This window comes from Amycolatopsis australiensis, from assembly GCF_900119165.1.
GTDB classification, from domain to species: Bacteria; Actinomycetota; Actinomycetes; order Mycobacteriales; family Pseudonocardiaceae; genus Amycolatopsis; species Amycolatopsis australiensis.
Genome location: NZ_FPJG01000006.1, coordinates 3,470,693 through 3,488,523 on the forward strand (window position 1 = coordinate 3,470,693; position 17,831 = coordinate 3,488,523).

12 protein-coding genes are annotated in these 17,831 nt (G+C 71.6%); 8 read left to right on the plus strand and 4 right to left on the minus strand.

What is annotated here, in order from left to right; all coding sequences use genetic code 11:
* Positions 1-3: 3 nt before the first annotated feature.
* Entirely contained in the window at positions 4-3,237 is a 3,234-nt protein-coding gene (locus BT341_RS17870; protein ID WP_072477384.1) for a S8 family serine peptidase, read from the minus strand.
* A gap of 199 nt (positions 3,238-3,436) precedes the next feature.
* On the opposite strand from BT341_RS17870, the gene BT341_RS17875 reads away from it, so the two are divergent.
* The 6 genes from BT341_RS17875 to BT341_RS17900 all read left to right on the plus strand — a co-directional run bounded on the left by BT341_RS17875 (position 3,437) and on the right by BT341_RS17900 (position 11,582).
* Complete coding sequence (locus BT341_RS17875; RefSeq protein ID WP_072477385.1) at positions 3,437-4,051, plus strand: TetR/AcrR family transcriptional regulator; 615 nt, start codon at positions 3,437-3,439, stop codon at positions 4,049-4,051.
* 2 nt (positions 4,052-4,053) lie between these two features.
* Positions 4,054-4,962, plus strand: a complete 909-nt coding sequence (locus BT341_RS17880; protein WP_177328838.1) for an ABC transporter ATP-binding protein — start codon at positions 4,054-4,056, stop codon at positions 4,960-4,962.
* Positions 4,959-6,518 carry an ABC transporter permease gene (locus BT341_RS17885; protein ID WP_072477387.1) on the plus strand — a complete coding sequence of 520 codons (1,560 nt, stop codon included), beginning with the start codon at positions 4,959-4,961 and terminating at the stop codon, positions 6,516-6,518. The genes BT341_RS17880 and BT341_RS17885 overlap by 4 nt, the downstream gene beginning before the upstream one ends.
* A gap of 182 nt (positions 6,519-6,700) precedes the next feature.
* On the plus strand, positions 6,701-8,149 hold the full coding sequence (locus BT341_RS17890) for an amidohydrolase (protein ID WP_072477388.1): 1,449 nt from the start codon (positions 6,701-6,703) through the stop codon (positions 8,147-8,149).
* Between the two features lie 207 nt (positions 8,150-8,356).
* Positions 8,357-9,073 carry a hypothetical protein gene (locus tag BT341_RS17895; protein ID WP_245805007.1) on the plus strand — a complete coding sequence of 239 codons (717 nt, stop codon included), beginning with the start codon at positions 8,357-8,359 and terminating at the stop codon, positions 9,071-9,073.
* 175 nt (positions 9,074-9,248) lie between these two features.
* Complete coding sequence (locus tag BT341_RS17900) at positions 9,249-11,582, plus strand: GH92 family glycosyl hydrolase (protein ID WP_245805008.1); 2,334 nt, start codon at positions 9,249-9,251, stop codon at positions 11,580-11,582.
* 46 nt (positions 11,583-11,628) lie between these two features.
* Here the strand turns inward: BT341_RS17900 and BT341_RS17905 are convergent, their stop codons facing one another.
* Positions 11,629-13,002 (minus strand): MFS transporter, encoded by a 1,374-nt coding sequence (locus tag BT341_RS17905; RefSeq protein ID WP_072477390.1) that lies wholly within the window; start codon positions 13,000-13,002, stop codon positions 11,629-11,631.
* 127 nt (positions 13,003-13,129) lie between these two features.
* Between BT341_RS17905 and BT341_RS17910 the strand changes: the two genes are divergently transcribed.
* Positions 13,130-13,705, plus strand: coding sequence for a TetR/AcrR family transcriptional regulator (locus BT341_RS17910; protein WP_177328839.1), 576 nt, complete (start codon positions 13,130-13,132; stop codon positions 13,703-13,705).
* An 88-nt stretch (positions 13,706-13,793) separates the two neighbouring features.
* Positions 13,794-14,285: a DUF2127 domain-containing protein gene (locus BT341_RS17915; protein ID WP_072477392.1), complete on the plus strand. Its 492-nt coding sequence runs from the start codon at positions 13,794-13,796 to the stop codon at positions 14,283-14,285.
* Here the strand turns inward: BT341_RS17915 and BT341_RS17920 are convergent.
* Together BT341_RS17920 and BT341_RS17925 are read right to left on the minus strand one after the other, a co-directional pair.
* The gene (locus tag BT341_RS17920; RefSeq protein ID WP_072477393.1) at positions 14,265-15,803 is read right to left on the minus strand and encodes an ABC transporter substrate-binding protein; all 1,539 of its coding nucleotides are present in this window, start codon (positions 15,801-15,803) and stop codon (positions 14,265-14,267) included. The two genes, BT341_RS17915 and BT341_RS17920, sit on opposite strands and share 21 nt — an antisense overlap.
* A 20-nt stretch (positions 15,804-15,823) precedes the next feature.
* Positions 15,824-17,818, minus strand: a complete 1,995-nt coding sequence (locus BT341_RS17925) for a hypothetical protein (protein WP_072482020.1) — start codon at positions 17,816-17,818, stop codon at positions 15,824-15,826.
* Between the last annotated feature and the right edge of the window lie 13 nt (positions 17,819-17,831).

The window sequence follows — 17,831 nt, forward strand, 5'->3', positions numbered from 1 at the left end:
TCGCTAGCTCACCGCGTTGATCTGCACCAGCGAGGTGCCGACCGTGACGCCGGTGTCGGTCCGCACGGTCAGCTGACCGCGCAGGGTCCGGCCCGCGGCGGGCGCGGCCGTGGCGGTCACCGTCGCCGGCACCGTCCACGAGCTGCCCGACGCGCGTGCCGCGTTCGCGTCGGTCACCGCGACCGAGCCGAACGCCGGGTTCGTGAACACGTCGAGGTAGTCGTAGTCGGTGGTGCCGCCGGGCACGGCGTACCCGTCGACGAGCGCGACCCACACCCCGGCGGCCGGGTTCGGCACGGTCACCGACTCCTCCGAGTCACCGTCCGCGCTGATCCCCGCCTGGACGCAGGAACCCGTCGTGCAGTTGTAGAGCACCAGGTCGAGGTCGGTGCCGCCGACCGAGGGGTTCCCGATCGTCACGGTCAGCGCCGTGGAACCCGGTGTCACCGCGATCTGGTACTGCTGCTGCTTGCCTTCGGCGATCGACGGCCGCTGCGTCTTCGCGCTGCCCAGCGTGGTGCCGGTCAGCTTGCCGGTGAACCCGCTCAGCGTGTTCTGCACCGTGTAGGACCGCGCGATCGGCGTGTTCGGCGTGGCCGACGCGATCGTGTCCGGGTTCGGCGAAATCGTCGTCCCCAGCACCGAAGCCGACAGCTTGAACGCCGCTTCGTCCACATCGGACGTCCGGCGCGCTTCCACGACGATCTCCCACACACCCGGCAGCGGGTTGGCGAAGGTGCGGCTGGTCGGCGTGCCGCCGGGGCAGCCCGCGCCCGCGTCGGGCAGGTAGCAGTACGTCGTCGACGTGCTCGCCTCGGCCGGGACACCGGTCGGGTCGTAGCGCAGGAACCGGACCTGGCCCTTGCCCGGGGCGCCGCCGCCGGCGTCCAGGTCCACCTTCAGCGCGCTGGCGCCCTGCGGCACCCGCACGAAGTAGCTGGTCGCCTGGTTGCGGGCGATCTTGCCGGCCACGTCGATCCGGTACCCCCGGTCCGCGGTGAACTCCTGCGGCGCGAAGACCGTGTTGAGGGTCTGCACGTCGATACCCACGGTCAGCGGGTTGTCCAGGTACAGCAGTGCCGAGTGGACACCGGCGTTCTTCGGGTTCACCTTGACGTCGAACTTCACCGGGGTGTTCAGCGGCAGGACCACCGTGGACCCCGAGGAGAACGTCCCGTCGTCGCCGATCCACCGCGCGAAGTACGGCACCGGGTGCGCCGAACCCGTGGTCCGGGTGATCGTGTACGTGCGGGTGTAGGCCTTGCCGGTGGTCACGCCCTCGCGGTCGTGGATGCCCACGCCCGTGTTCGGGGTGGCCAGCTGTCCGGATTGGACGGTGTGCACCTCGACCGACGTCGAGACGGTGTCCGGCTTCGGGTTGAGCGAGAGCGCGACGAACGCGGCGGGGACGTTGAACAGGCCGGCACCCTGGGCGTACGCGCCGATGCCCGGCACGAACCGCGCGGTGGACTTGATCGCCGCGCGCAGCTGCGCCACCGGCGGCCGCTGCCCGTTGTGCGTCGCCTTGTACGCGCTCACCAGCAGTGCCGCCGCGCCGGTCGCCTGCGGCGCCGCCATGGACGTGCCCTGCAGCATCGCGTAGCCGGCGGGCAGGGCGTACGTGCCCGCCACCGGGCCCGGCGCCTCCCAGCGCGGGGTGGTGGAGATCGCCGCGCCGGGCGCGATGATGTCCGGCTTGAAGCCGCCGTCCTCACGCGGGCCGCGCGAGGAGAACGGGTGCAGCGACTCGGCGTTCCGCGTGACCGAGCCGTAGTTCGACAGCCAGGTCTCCTTGGTGATGTACGAGCCGACCGAGATCGCGTCCGACGCCACCGACGGGTCGCCGACGGTGTTCGCCCCGGCGCCGCTGTTGCCGGCCGAGATGAAGATCTGGACGTTGTACTCGGCGATGGTGCGGTTGTAGAGCTCCGCGCGGGCGTTGTTGCCGTCGTTGAGCGCCGGCAGGCCGCCGATCGAGATGTTGATGACGTCGGCGCCGTGGCTCGCGGCGTACACGACACCGTCGATCAGGCCGCTGGACGTGCACGAGCTGCTGGTGAGGCAGACCTTGACGGCCAGCACCTTCGCGCCCGGAGCAGCGCCGTCCATCTTGCCGCCGAACAGGTCGTTGCCGGTCGCGATGCCGGCGACGTGCGAGCCGTGCTCGGCGCCGGCGATGCCGATCCCGACGTAGCCCGGCTTGTCGGTCTGGACCACGAAGGCCATCCGCTCGGCGATGTCGGTCGCCGGGTTGTCCGTGCCGAAGTAGCCGACGTCGTAGCGCTTGTTGTAGTCGGTCATCGGCTTTTCGTCGGTGAAGTCGCCGTTGCCGTTGAGGTCGACCCGGACCTCCTTGGTCGCCGGGTCGAGCAGGACGCCCCACGAGTCGGCGCGGTCGCCGTCGCGGTTGATGTCGCCGCCGGTCTCGCTGTCCGCGGCGCCCAGGTCGCCCGCGGTCTCGCCGAACACGCCGAAGGTGTACGGGCCGCCGGTCACCGGGGCCTTCCAGGTCTTGCCGTTGGCGGTGAACTCGCCGGTGTAGGTCTGGGTGGACTGCTTGACCCAGGTGCCGTCACCGGAGTTGGTGGCGTTGGCGTTGTACCAGTCGACGATCTTGCGTTCGCCGTGGCTGGTGGTCGCCAGCGCGGGGGAGTCGAGGTCGACGCCGGAGTCGAGCACCGCGACCGTCGTGTCCTTGCCGTCCCAGTTCGGCAGGACCTGCCCGAACTGCGCGGCGTAGGTGTCGCCGGTGGGCAGGTACGGGTTGACGCGCGGGGTGTCCTTGCCCGGGGCCGGCTGCGGCAGCGGAGTGGCCGCGCCGTCGGGCTTCGGGTCGTCGCGCACGACGAGGCCGTCGACGTCGACGGCGTTGACCGACTTGAGCTTCGCGGCCTTCTCGGCCTGGCCGGTGGGGACGCTGACCTTGACGTAGTCGAGCTTGGTGTCGGTGGACTCGACGACCCCGCCGAGGGCCTTGAGCTCGTTCACCGCGGCGCCGGTCTGGCCCTTTTCCGCCGCGATCAGCAGGGTGACGTCGGGCTTCCCGGCCTTCTCGGCTTCGGCGACGAGCGCGCGGTCGTGCTCGTCGAGGGTCTTGCCGTCGGCCGCGCCGGTGGTCGGCGGCGCCTGCTGGGCCGAAGCCACGGGGACGGCGACGCCGAGGACCGAGGCGCCGAGCGCGGTGGCGAGGACGGTGATCCCGGCCCGCCGTCTCCAGCGAGATCTGTGCTCTGTCATCCGAGCAGTACACAGGGTGGGATCTTCCTCAGCAATAAGACGATTAGCCCATCGACCGCAATTGGTCGCGAGCCGAACGGCCTAACCCGTTAGCCCGTCACACAGTATGGAACTTCCTCGTGAAAGTGCCGCCTTGCTATACGTATGTGTAGCTAACTATATTCACGTGTAGTCGACTACACCGACGTATAGGAACGTCATGAACGACGAAGACCTCACCGCCCGGGCGCGGATCCGCGACGCCGCCATCCGGCTGTTCACCGAACGCGGCACGGAGAAGACCTCGATCCTGGACATCGCCAGGGAAGCCGGGGTTTCCGGCGGCCTGATCCGCCACCACTTCGGGAGCAAGGACGGCCTGCGCGAGGCCTGCGACACCTACGTCTTCGCCGAGCTGCTGAAGTTCAAGGAGGAGGTACTGGCGAAAGGCGCCGCGAACCCCGGGTTCCTCCCGACGTTCGACGCCCGCCAGCTGCTGTTCCGCCGGTACCTGGGCCGCGCGATGATCGACGGCTCCGAAGCCGCCGCCACGCAGTTCACCGGGATCGTCGACGGCACCGAGCGCTACTTCCGCGAGCAGGGCATCGACCTGCCCGACCCGCGGGCCTGTGCCGCCGCGCTCGCCGCGATGACCGGCGGGCTGATGATCCTGCAGGACCACATCGCCCGCGCACTCGGCGAAGAGCCAGGCACCCACGAGGCGATGCTGCGCATGTCGCTGGCCGCCGGGCACCTCTTCACGCACCCGCTCGGCACCCCCGAAGTCCTCGAGAAGGCCCGCGAAGCGCTGGCCGCCCACCAACGGAAGGAATGACGATGGCCGAAGCGATCACCGCGCGCGGCCTCACCAAGGCGTTCGGCCGGACGACAGCCCTCGACGGGCTCGACCTGACCGTCCACACCGGCGAGGTGCACGGCTTCCTCGGGCCCAACGGCGCCGGCAAGACCACCACGATCCGCGTCCTGCTCGGGCTGATGCGGGCCGACAGCGGCCGCGCCACCCTCCTCGGCGGCGACCCCTGGACCGACGCGACCGAGCTGCACAAGCGGCTCGCGTACGTACCCGGCGACGTCACGCTCTGGCCCAACCTCACCGGCGGCGAGGTCGTCGACCTGCTCGGCAGGCTGCGCGGCGGCCTCGACCGCCGGCGGCGGGACGAGCTGATCGAGCGCTTCGACTTCGACCCGCGCAAGAAGGGCCGGACGTACTCGAAGGGCAACCGGCAGAAGGTCGCGCTCGTCGCGGCGCTCGCGTCCGATGTGGAGCTGCTGGTCTTCGACGAGCCGACGTCCGGCCTCGACCCGCTGATGGAGGAGGTCTTCCGGCAGGTCGTCGCGGAGGAGCGGCGGCGCGGCGACCGGACCGTGCTGCTGTCCTCGCACATCCTGTCCGAGGTCGAGGCGCTGTGCGACCGCGTCACGATCGTCCGGGCGGGGCGGACCGTCGAGTCCGGGACGCTGGACGAGCTGCGTCACCTGGGCCGGATCACGATCGACGCGTCGCTCGCGCACGTCCCCGCGGACCTGGGCGCACTGCCGGGCGTTCACGACCTCAGCTCGTACGGGCAGCACGTCCGCCTGTCCGTCGACCAGTCTTCGCTCGACGACGTGATGCGGCACCTCGCCGAAGCCGGGCTGCGCAGTCTGGTCAGCCGGCCGCCGACGCTCGAAGAGCTGTTCCTGCGCCACTACCGGCACGACGAGCGGGCCGGAGCGGCGCGATGACCGGCACCGGGGCGCTGCTGCGGCTGGTGCTGCGCCGCGACCGGCTGCTCATGCCGCTGTGGATCGCCTGCCTCGCCGTCGCGCCGCTGGGCTACCTTTCGTCGATCGAGGCCGCCTACCCGGACGCCGCGGCCCGGCAGCGCTTCTACGACCTCAACGCGACGAGTGCGACGTTCGTCGTCCGCAACGGACCGCTGTACGGGTCGTCCGTGGGGAACCTGCTGGCGTGGCAGTGCGGGTTCGTCCCGGTCGTCGTCGGGCTGATCGCACTGCTGACCGTGGTCCGGCACACGCGGGCCGAGGAGGAGGCCGGCCGCCGGGAGCTGACCGGCGCGACGGTCGTCGGGCGGCACGCGGGACTGGCGGCCGCCGTTCTCGCGGCCTGCGGCGCGTGCACCGTGTACGGCCTGGTGGTCGCGGTCGGTGTCGCCGCGCAGGGGGCGCCCGCGGCAGGAGCGTTCGCGCTCGGGGCCGGATTCGCGTTGGCGGGCTGGGTGTTCGCCGGGGTGGGAGCCGTCGCCGCGCAGCTCACCTGGGGCGCGGGCGCGGCGCGCGGGCTCGGCATCGGCGTGCTGGTCCTGGCGTTCCTGCTGCGCGCGGCCGGAGACAGCGGTCCGGCGGGCTGGCTCGCGTGGCTGTCGCCGATCGGCTGGGCGCACCGGATGCGGCCGTTCGCGGGCGAGCAGTGGTGGGTTCTGGTGCCGGCGCTGGCCTGCACCGGCTTGCTGACCGCGGTGGCGGTCGCGCTGTCCGGGCGCCGTGACCTCGGCGCGGCACTGCTGCCCGCCCGGCTCGGGCGGGCGAGCGCGAAGGCTTCGCTGCGTTCGCCGCTGGCGCTGGCCTGGCGGCTGCAACGGGGAACGCTGGTGGTCTGGACCGTCTGCCTGGCGCTGGTCGGGCTGCTGATGGGCGGGGTGGCGCGGAACGTCGCGGAAATAATGCGGAACAACAAGACGGTCGCCGACGTCTTCTCCCGCATGGGCGGCGGAGGCACGATGACGGACGCTTATCTGGCCGGGACCATGACGTTGTTCGGCCTCGCGGCGGCGGGATACGCGGTGCAGGCGACGCTGAAGCTGCGTGCCGAAGAGACGGCGGGCCGCGCGGAACCGGTGCTGGCGACGGCGGTCGGCCGGGTGGGCTGGACGCTCGGGCACCTCGTGTTCGCGCCGCTGGGCTCGGCGTTCGTGCTGGCGCTGACGGGATTGGCGACGGGCTTGGCGTACGGGAACGGCGCTTCGCTCGTCCCGGCGGCATTGGCGCAGCTGCCGGCGGTGTGGGTGCCGGCGGGGCTGGCGGCGGCGCTGATCGGGTTCCTCCCGCGCTTCGCCGCGGCGGCTTGGGGGCTGCTCGGCGCGTTCTTGCTGCTGTCGCTCGTGGGGTCGGCGTTGCGGTGGAACGCGGCGGTGCTGGGGATCTCGCCGTTCCAGCACCTGGCGCGGCTGCCGGGCGGCACGTTTTCGGTGACGCCGGTGATCTGGCTCGTGCTGATCGCCCTCGCCGCCGGCGCCGGCGGCCTGGCGGCAGTGCGCCGCCGTGACCTGCCGGCCGGCTGAACTTCGAGCGGCAACCGAGGGAGTCGAACCCTGCGCGGCTTGTGAAGGCGGCGCCCATGGACCGGCCCTGACCCTTCGGCGGGCGACGGCTGCCAGTGGTGTGAACGCTACGCAAGTACCCAGAAATTCCGCATCTCATGCCATGCTTCACCCGGACGGGTCGGCCTGGCAAGGTGGTCCGCATGGATGATCTGCTGCTGCGCCGCGTGCGGCCGGGGCTCGGCGGGAAGCTGTCGGACGTCCGGGTGAACGACGGCCGCGTCACCGCGATCACCGAGCCGGGTTCGCCCGGGTTCGCCGCGCGGGTCGTCGACGGGCACGGCGGCACGCTGCTGCCGGGGTTGGTGGACGCGCACGTCCACCTCGTGCAGTGGGCGACTTCGCGCCGCCGGATCCCGCTGGACGCGGCGCGGTCGGCGGGCGAGGCGATCGAGCTGCTGCTGGCGCACCTGCTGGCGACGCCGGCGCCGCAGTCGGAACTGGTGGTGGGCGCGGGGTTCCGTGACGCGCTCTGGCCGGACAAGCCGCACAAGGGCCTGCTGCAGCGGGCGTTGCCGGGCCGCGCGGTGGCGCTGTTCAGCGCGGACCTGCACACGCTGTGGCTGAGCCCGGCGGCGCTGAAGCTGATCGGCCGCGACCACCCGACGGGTGTGCTGCTGGAAAACGACTGCATGAGCGCGACGGCCCAGCTGCCGACGGCCGCGATCGACGTCCAGGACCGCTGGGTGGCGGAAGCGGTGTCCGCGGCGGCCGCGCGGGGCGTCACGCAGATCGTCGACTACGAGTACGCGGACACGGTGGCGGACTGGACGCGCCGGGGAGCACCGGCGGCCCGGATCTCGTGCGTGATCGCGAAGCACCTGCTGGACCAGACCATCGAGCGCGGCCACCGCACGGGCGACGTGCTGCCGGACTCGGGCGGGCGGCTGACGGTCGGGCCGTACAAGCTGTTCGTGGACGGTTCGCTCAACACGCGCACGGCGTACTGCCACGATCCGTACCCGGGCAGCGATTCGGCGGGATCGCTGGAGCTCCCGCCGGATTCGCTGGTCCCGTTGCTGCGGCGCGCGTTCGACCACGGGCTGATCCCGGCGGTCCACGCGATCGGCGACCGGGCGAACACGATCGCGCTGGACGCGTTCGAGGAGGTCGGCTGCCCGGGCCGGATCGAGCACGCGCAGCTGCTGGCGCCGTCCGACGTGCCGCGGTTCGCCGAGCTGGGCGTGATCGCGTCGGTCCAGCCCGCCCACCAGCCGGACGACCGCGACGTCGCGGACCGCCACTGGCACGGCCGCACGGCGCGGGCGTTCCCGTACCGGTCGCTGCTGGAGTCGGGAGCCCGCCTGGAGTTCGGCTCGGACGCCCCGGTGGCGCCGCTTGACCCGTGGGACGGAATAGCGTCGGCGATCGCCCGCACGGACGACGACCGCCCACCGTGGCACCCGGAGCAGGCGATTTCCCTGCCGGACGCCTTGGCGGCATCGTCGGGCGGCCGCCGGGGAGTGGCGGTGGGCGACGTGGCGGACCTGATGGTGACGGCGGCGGACCCCTCAGCGCTGTCGCCATCGGACCTGCGCGGCCTCCCGGTGACGGCCACCATCCTGGCGGGCCACGTCACCCACCAGATCTGACCCGCTCCGGTGCGCGCGAACGGTGGATTTCGGTCGGAAATGGGCCGGATTCGACCGTTCGCGGCCGGCTTCGCGCGGTTTTTGTCGGGACGTCGTGATCATTCTCGGGGCATGTACCGAGCAACCTGGACCATCCTGCCGCACCCTTCGGAACCCAGCGACGAGCAACGGCTGAGAGCCGGCCTCCTCCGCGGTGGCGGGCGTTCCATGGTCACCGGACTGTGGGCGCTGCGTCGCCACGGCCTCTGTCAGACGCCGGACCCGCACCAGGTTCACCTCCTGGTACCGCACCAACGCGAGGTCGGCAGTGCGGGCTTCGCGCTCGTGGAGCGAACCACCCGGCTGCCGAACGCCGTGATCCGGGACGGCCTGCCGATCGCTCCCGTGCATCGGGCGGTCTTGGACGGTGCCCGGCGGATTCGTGACTTCGACGTCGTGCAGGGAATGCTGGCGGAGGCCGTGCAGCGGAGACGTTGCACGCCCGAGCAGCTCGATCGCGAGCTGAGCCGGGGCAGCCAGCGGGGTTCCGCCATCCCGCGACGAGCCCTACAGGCGCTTCTCCAGGGTGCGGAGTCGGTGGCCGAGGCCGACGCCTGGGAGGTCTGGAAGCACTCGGGCCTGCCCGCGGCCGAATGGAACGTCAGCGTTTTCGACCGGCATGGCGGCTTCATCGCGAAGCCGGACGCCTGGTGTGAAGACGTCGCGTTCGCCTGGGAGATCGACTCGCGCAACTACCACGAGGGTGGTGACCACTACGCGACGACGTTGGCCCGCAACGCGCGATACTCCGCAGCGGGGATCGTCTGCCTGCAGACGCTCCCGAGCCGTCTGCGGACCGAGCCCGCCGTGGTGATCACCGAGCTCCGCGACACCTATGCCGCGGCTTGCGCCCGCCCTCGTCCTCCGGTCACCTGCCGGCGCTGACGGGGCAAGCGCCCCAAGGCGGCCTTGGTTGCGTCACACGCACCGAAGGCCGCCTTGGGTGCGTCCGACGCACCGAAGGCCACATTGGGGCGCTTGGGGCCTGGGGGTTGATTTGTCCGGTGGACAACGGAAAAGATCCCACCGTGTATGTGACAACGTTGTCAGGAGGAGACGGATGAGAGCGCGGACGCGCGTCCTTGCCACCCTGCTCGCCGGGGCCACCTCGGTGGCCCTCGCGAATCCCGCCCAGGCCGCCGGGCCGAGGTTCGCCGATGATCCCACCGCTCTCGTCGACACGTCGATCGGGAACAACGGGGACGGCACCACCTTCCCCGGCGCCACCACGCCCTTCGGGATGGTGCAGCTCAGCCCCGACACCCAGCTCAAGAAGTACGCGTCCTACGACTACGCCCAGGACGCCGTCCTCGGGTTCAGCCACACCCACCTTTCCGGCGTCGGCTGCCAGACCATGGGCAACTTCCGGTTCATGCCCACCACCGGCGCCGTCACCAGCAGCGATCCCGCCCAGTACGGGGCCAAGTTCAGTCACGCCGACGAAACCCGCCAACCGGGGTACTACGGCGTCAAGCTCGGCAACGGCATCGACGCCGAGCTGACCGCCACCCAGCGCACCGGGCAGCACCGCTACACCTTCCCCGGCGACGCCACCAGCGAGAACGTCCTCATCGAGGTCGGTGAGAGCAACGGCTACACCTACGCCGGCGACGTCCACGTCGTCGGCGACGACACCGTCGAGGGCTGGCTGCAGGGCGGCAACTTCTGCTGGGAAACCCAGAAAGAGCGCTACAAGGTCTTCTTCAGCGCCAAGTTCGACCGCAAGTTCACCGGTTTCGGCACCTGGACCGACGACAAGCTGACCGCGAACCGGCGCGACGCCGAGCTCGGCAGCCGGCGCACCGGTGCGTGGCTGACCTTCGACACGAGCAAGAACCAGGTCGGCGCCTCCGTCGGCCTCTCCTACACCTCGATCGACGGCGCCCGGCTCAACCGCGGCGCCGAGCAGCCCGAGTCCTTCGGCAAAGCGCGGAAAGCGGCCCACGACACCTGGGAAGACGAGCTGAACCGCATGCGCGTCGCCGGTGGCACCACCGCCGACCAGCGGACCTACTACAGCGCGCTCTACCGGTCGCTGCTGCACCCGTCCGTCGGGTCCGATGTGGACGGTTCATACCGCGGCTTCGACGACCGCGTCCACCGCAGCCGGGACACCTACTACCAGATGTTCTCGCTCTGGGACACCTATCGCTCGCAGAACCAGCTCGTCGCGCTGCTGCACCCGGACAAGGCCGCGGACATGACCAAGTCGATCCTCAAGATCTACCAGGACGGCGGCTGGGTCCCGCGCTGGGCGCTGGCGAGCGGCGAGACGAACGTGATGAGCGGCGACCCGGTCACGCCGTGGGTGGTCGACAACTACCGCCGCGGCCTGCTCGACGACCGCACCGCGCGTCAGCTGTTCGACGCCTTGTGGCGCAACGCCAACGAAGTCCCTGTGGACCAGTCGATCTTCCGCGGCCGTGACGGCAACCCGACCTACGTGAAGAACGGCTGGATCGGCTACCGGGACCTGCCGGGCTACACCTACGGCGACACCCGCCAGGCGGGCTCGGCCACCCTCGAGTACGCGCTCGCCGACTGCGCACTGTCCACAATGGCGCAAGGGCTCGGCTACGGGGACAAGGCGAAGACGCTGCGCGACCGCTGCGGCAACTTCGCGAAGCTGTGGGACACGAGCGTCGAATCCCACGGCTTCACCGGGTTCCCGCGCACGAAGGCCGCGGACGGCACCGGCGTCGGCGATCCCGACCCGGCGAAGTCGACCGGTTTCCACGAGGGCACGCCGTGGCAGTACCAGTGGCTCGCCCAGCAGGACACCGCGAAGCTGTTCGGCTTGATGGGCGGCGCGGCGAAGGCGGAGCAGCGGCTCGACACGTTCTTCGACATGCCGCTGCTGCTCACCGACCCGGCGAAGGCGGCCAAGGACTCCTGGGTCCACGGCGCGTACGACTACCACAACAACTTCGCCTTCAACCCGAACAACGAGCCAGACCTGCACGCGCCCTGGATGTACAGCTGGACCGGCGCGCCGTGGAAGACGTCGGCGGTGCTGCGCGCGGCGCGGACGCTGTTCACCGACACGCCGTACGGCATGCCGGGCAACGACGACCTCGGCACCATCTCGTCGTGGCTGGTCTTCGGCATGACCGGCGTCTTCGAGGCCCAGCCCGGATCCGGGACGTACCTGCTCAGCACGCCGATGTTCGAGAAGGTCGAGATCCGGCCGTCCGGCGGGCACAAGATCGAGATCGAGGCGCCCGGCGCGAGCGCGTCGAAGCTGCAGTACACGAAGGACGTCCAGATCGGGCACCGCGGCTACGCCCGCAGCTGGATTTCGCACGACGATCTATTGCGTGCGGGCAAGATCCAGTTCCGCCTGAGCGACACCCCGGCCGACTGGGGCACGCAGGCGGCGCCGCCCGGCGTGTGACACCGGCCGTGACGGCCTCCTCGCGGCGAGGAGGCCGTCACGGCTTTCAGGCGCGGCGCAGGGACGGGAGCATCGCGGCCACCCCCAGCACGGCCACGACCAGCGGAACCACCAGTGCGACGCGCAGGTCGGCGCCGGTGGCCAGGACCGCCGACACCACTCCCAGCGTGAGCGCCGGCCCGACCTGGAACGCCGTGTTCACGAGCCCGCCGGCCAGTCCCTGGTCGGCCGCCGGGACGCTGTCCGCGGCCGCCATGGTCAGCGGGCCGTAGGTGAGCGTGAAGGCGACGCCCACCAGCAGCATCGCGGGCAGCATCAGCGTCGCGTAGCCGATCGAGCCGTCCAGGAACTGCAGCAGCGCGTACGCCGCCACCGACGAGACCAGGCCCGCGAGGGCGACGCGGCCCGAGCCGTACCGGCCGACCAGCGGCGCGGCGATCCGCGGCGCGAGGATCGCCACGACGACCCCGCTCGGGCACACGGCCAGCCCGGTCTCCCACGCCGACCAGCCGCGGAAGTCCTGCAGGTACAGCGTGATGACGAACAACGCGCTGACCCAGCCGCCGAGCAGCGACATCGCCGCGACGTTCGCCCGCACCAGCGCGCCGGAGCGCAGGATGCCCAGCCGCACCAGCGGGCTCGCCACCCGCCGTTCGAGCACGGCGAACGCGGTCAGCAGCACCGCCACGGCCGCGAGCGAGCCGAGGGTCCGCACCGACGCCCAGCCCGCGTTCGGGGCCTCGACCAGCGTGAACACCAGGAGCAGCATCGCCGTGGTGATCAGCGCGGAGCCGGCGATGTCGAAGCCGCGTCCGCCGGCCGCGGGCGAGCGCGGGACGACGGCCAGCGCGCCGAGCAGCGTGGCCAGCGCGACGAGGACCGGCGCGTGGAACACCCAGCGCCAGCTGACCTCGGTGAGCAGGCCGCCCGCGACGAGCCCGAGCGAGAACCCGGTCGCGCCGGTCGCGGTGTAGATCGAGAGCGCCTTGTTGCGGACCGGGCCCTCGGCGAAGCTCGTCGTGATGATCGAGAAGCCGGCGGGCGCGCTGAACGCGGCGCTGACGCCGGTGAGGAACCGCGCCGCGATGAGCAGCGGCCCGCTGGTGGCGAAGCCGCCGAGCGCGGTGGCGACGGCGAAGACGACCAGCGCGCCGATCAGCATCCGGCGGCGGCCCAGCAGGTCGGCGGCACGGCCGCCGAGCAGCAGGAACCCGCCGAAGCCGAGGACGTAGCCGCTGACGACCCACTGCAGGGCGCCGGTGGACATGCCGAGCTCGCCGCCGATGGAGGGCAGCGCGACACCCTTCATCGAGACGTCGAGCGCGTCGAGGAACATCGCGCCGCACAGCACGAGGAGCAGCCCGCGGGCGCGCGGGGTGAGGCGGTCGTGGACCGCGGCCGGAGAGGCGGAAACAGTCAAGGGAACCCCCGGGATGAGTCGGACCGATCGGTCCGGGACCGAACGGTCCGAATCATGGCCGCGCGTCCAGGGTGCTGTCAACCGGGAATCCAGGATGTGGACCATTCGGTCCGGTACGATGGCGGACATGCCGCGCAAGCCGACGCCGGATGCTCGTGAGCGCATCCTCGAAACCGCCACCCGGCTGTTCAACCAGTACGGGGTGCACGCCGTGGGGCTGCAGCAGATCATCGACGAATGCGGCTGCGGCAAGAATCTGCTCTACAGCCAGTTCGCGAGCAAGGACGAACTGGTGGTGGCCTACCTGGCGCGCTGCAGCGGCGACTGGGACACGATCGTCGCGTCCGCGGAAGCCGCCGCGGACGGTCCGGAGCGGCAGCTGGTGGAGCTGGTGCGCGAGGTCGGGGTGCGGATCAACGTGCCGGGGTCGCGGGGCTGCCCGCTGCGCAACACGTTCGCCGAGTTCCCGGAGCGCGAGCACCCGGCCCACCGCCTGTCGATGGACCACTTCGTCCGCGTGCGCACGCAGCTGCGCCGGCTGGCGGCCCGGACCCCGGCCCCCGACCCGGAACGGCTCGCGGACCGCATCATGTTCATCATCGACGGCCTGTACACGAACGGCCCGATCTTCGGCGACGAAGGCGCGAAGGCGGCGATCGCGTTCGCGGAAGACGTGGTGCGGGTGGAGACCGCCGTGGGCTGAGCCTGGCGCGGGGCCCGGCAGCACGGCACGAATGGGGCGAAAGGTGCCTCCACGTGCACGGACCAGCCGTTCGTGCTGAGGTGGTGGCATGTCCGACACGAAGACGACGGCGACCGAGCGGTTCTTCCGGATCGCGATCGCGATCAAGGGCCTCGACGGCGCCCTGCAGGTCGCCGGGGCGCTGATCCTGGCGCTGGTCCCCGCGTCGACCGTCAGCGGGTTCACCCACGCCGTGGTCACGCGCGACCTGCTCGGCGACCCCGCAGGCACACTCGCGCGGCACCTCCAGTCGGCGACGGAGAACTTCCTCCACGGCGACACGAAGACCTTCGCCGTCGCCTACCTGCTCGCGCACGGCCTGATCAAGCTCGCCCTGGTCTGGGCGCTGGCGCGCAAGATCGTGCGGGCCTACCCGGTCGCCGCGCTGGTCCTCGCCGCCTTCGTCGTCTACGAGATCATCCGCGCGTTCCACACGCACTCGATCGCGCTGCCGTTCTTCGCCGCGCTCGACGTGGTGATCATCGTCCTCGTGCTGCGCGAATACCGGCAGCTGAAGCGGTCACGAAGTGCAGGACGGTGAGGTGTCCAGCGGCCGCCCCTGCGACCAGACGAGGTCGACCGGGGCGGTCGTCCCGTCGGCCTGGATCCGCAGGATCGGCAGCACCTTGTCGATCTGGTTGCCACCGTCCTGGCGGAACGCGATGAAGCCGGTGGCCCCGGGCACGGCGGAGTTGCAGTCGATCTCCGCGACGAAGTTCGTCACCGACCGCGAGCTGGACGACGGATCCCGCTCGGCCGCCGCGACCGCGGTGGCCACGGCGTCGTGCTCGATCATCGCCGCGCCGTCGGAGAGGTCCTCCCGGGTGAACTCGTGCGTGCCCGTGAACGCGTTGATGAAGTCCGTGTAGTTCTGCTGGTAGGTCAGCGCGGCCTCGTTGCCGGTGAACATCTTCCACTGGTCGGGGTAGGCGAGCGCGGTGTACAGCGGCGTGACGGCGATGTCGCCGTCCAGCGGCAGCTTCGAGCCCACGAGCGTCGCCGTGTCGTCGCCGGAGATCACCGTGACCGAGCGGAGGCCCTGGCAGGCGCCGTCGTCGGACAGCGCGTGGACGAACGAGCGCAGGTCGACGCCGCGGCCGGCGAAGTAGATGACGTCCGGCTGGGCGTTGCAGATGTCGGAATGCATGCCGCGGAACAGTTTCTGCAGGTAGCCGTCGCGGCTGGTGCCGGTGAGCTGACCCTCCAGCGAGTCGTACTTCTTCGAGAACGCGATCGGCACCAGCCGCTGGCCGGTGAACGCCTTCGCCAGTGTTCCGGCGTAGGTGTCGGCCTCGTTGACGTCCGCCACGAGCATCGTGCGCTGCTTCGGCAGCTTCGCGATGTAGTTGACCGCGGCGTGGGCCTCGTCGCTGTTCGTCGGCCCGACGCGGAAGAAGTTCTTGATCGGCTTGCCGTCGGCGTCGGTGTTCAGGTCGTCCGCGGTCACCGTCGCGCCGATCGTGACGATCCCGTGGCGGGACAGCTCGGCGATCGCGTCGCGGGTGTTCTGCAGGCTGATGCCGATCCCGGTCACGGCCGCGATGTGCTGGCTGTCAGCGTTTTCGACGATCCGGTCGACCGCTTCGCGCCAGTGCTCGGCGCTGCCACCGAAGTTCGCCAGGAGCAGCTTGACGCCCGCGGAGTCCGGGCGCGGCCAGGCCGCGGCGATCGCGCCCTGGATCTCGTGCCTGATGAACTCGATCGGCGTGCTGTCGGTGTCCGGGTCGGGCGTCAGGTTCTCCAGCACCACGATGGTCTTGAACGTGTCGCCGGCGCGGGCGTTGCGGTCGGCGATCAGGGCCTCGACGTCGGCGAGGGGATCGTCGTCGCGCAGCGGCCCCGACTCGAGGGCCAGGCCGACGCAGACGTCGCCGGTCGCGGTCAGGCCGGCGCCGCACCGCTCCCACGGGCGGGTCCACGCGAGCAGGGCGGCCAGCACGAGCACGCCGACGACCGTGACCGCGATCCAGTGCCGGTGCAGCAGGCTCCGCGGCCGGACGGGCGGCAGGGCGGGCCGGCTGCCCGGGGCGAGGCGGTCGAACAACGCGGTGCGGGGCATCGGGATTCCGTTTCGGCGCGTCAGGGCCAGAGGCCGCGGAAGGCGAGGGTGGCGGTGTCGTCGAGGGCCTTGGTGTCCGCCCGCTGGGACTTCGACGACAGCGCCGTCAGCGCCGTGCCGATGTCCTGGTTCTGGTCCGGGCCGCGCACCGCGAACGGGTTCGCGCTCAGCCAGCTCGCGGCGAGCAGGCGGGCGAGGTTGTTGCGGATTTCCGTGCGGCCCTCCGGTTTCCGCGTGACGTCGGCGTCGACGAGCTTGCCGTAGAGCCGCTCGTAATCCTCGTCGAGCGGCTGGGCGTCCGGGGCGTGCACCACGACGGTGAGCCGGTCGACCCACTCGCGGTGCGGCAGCTTCGGGAAGTCCCGTTCGAACAGGTCCACCACGTCCGCGAACTCGCCGAGGGCGAGCAGGCAGTACGCGCGCCGGACGTCGTCGGAGCCCGGGGCGTCGCGCAGCGCGGCGAACTGGGCCGCGTAGGTCGGCCCGGCGCCTTCGCCGCGCCGCGCCAGCGCGGACACGAGGTTGCCGGCCGGCCACGGGTGCAGCGTGACGTGGTCGGGGGTGCCGCCGCCGGTGCCCGGCGCGCTGACCCACAGCGACGCCCGCAGTTCGGTGAGGATCGGCCCGACGTGCGGCTGGCCGACCAGGCCGTGCTCGGGCAGCGGCACCAGCCACGGCGCGGTGGCGAACGGCGCGGCCGTGACCAGCGCGTCGGTGTCCACAGTGGACAACTTCAGCTCGGACAGCCAGGTGCGCCACGGATCCGGCCCGGCGGTGCCGAGGACGTCACGGGCGCCGTCGCGGACCGGGGCGTCGCCGAGCGTCCGCGCGAGCTGCTTCACCGCCTTCGGCAGGCCGCCACTGGCCCGGTGGACGAATGCGGCCGTCGCGCGCGGGACGTGCTCGCCGAGCAGCCCCGCCACCTCGTGGACGTCGAGGGGTTCGAGCAGCACGGGGTAGTAGCCGGACGGACGCGCGTGCTCCGGGTGCTCGGCCCAGTCGTCGTAGGAGGCGTCGCGGCAGCTGGGCACGACCCGGGCCGCCGGGCCGGCCGGCTGCCACGGCGGGCGCCAGGCGCGGGCGAGCTCGCGCTCCCATTCGCCGTCCCACTTGCCGCTGGTGGCCACGACCAGCAGCGGGTCGCCGGTCCCGCGGTCGCCGTTGCGGCGCCGGAACGCCTCCCGCGCCGCCGTCAGCGCCTTGAGGAACGCCAGGCCGCCGGCGTGGTCGACGTCGTCCAGCAGCACCACCCAGTTGTGCACGTGCGGCAGCTTCTCTGGGTTGTCGCAGTCGCAGGGGCTGTGCCGTTCCGGGGCGGACATCCGGCGGTGGTTTTCCCGGACGTCGGCGAGGAAAGCCTCGGTCAGCCACGCCGTGACGCCGTCGGGGTCCGGCTCGCGGCCGCGGGCCAGCCAGTTGAGGTCGACCAGCGCGTCGAGGGCGTCGCCGCTCTTGAACCGGTCGAACTCCGTCAGCGAGCGCAGGACCTGGCCCAGGCGCGGCCGGATCGTCTGGATCAGGGCGGGGACCTCGGCGGCGAAGGCGTCGCCGAAGGGGGCGGGCACCGCGCGGGCCGCCGTCCCGGCCAGGACGCGCACCAGCGGGTCGAGCCGGCCGGGCCAGCGGCTGCGCTTGAATTCCACGAGCAGCCGGCGCAGCGTTTCCTTGTCCCGGCGGCGATCGGTGGTGGACAGCTCGGCGCCCACGGCGATCAGGGCGACGGTGAAGCGGAGGAACCGTGGCTGCGCCCGGTGCCGCCACTTGCGGGAGAGGTTGTAGGCCAGCCTGATCAGCACGTCGACCGGGCTCGGGTCGTCCCCGGCGAAGTCGAACCTGGCGTGCACGACACCCCAGCCGAGGTGGTCGGCGATCTCGGTGAGCGCGTGCGACTTGCCCGCGCCCACCGGGCCCAGCAGCAGCACCACCGGCTGGCGGCGGGGTGGCTTGCCGGCGACGCCGTTCCACAGCAGGCGGCGGGTCAGCAGGACCGGACCGGAATGATCCGCATCGACCATCGGTGTGTACTCC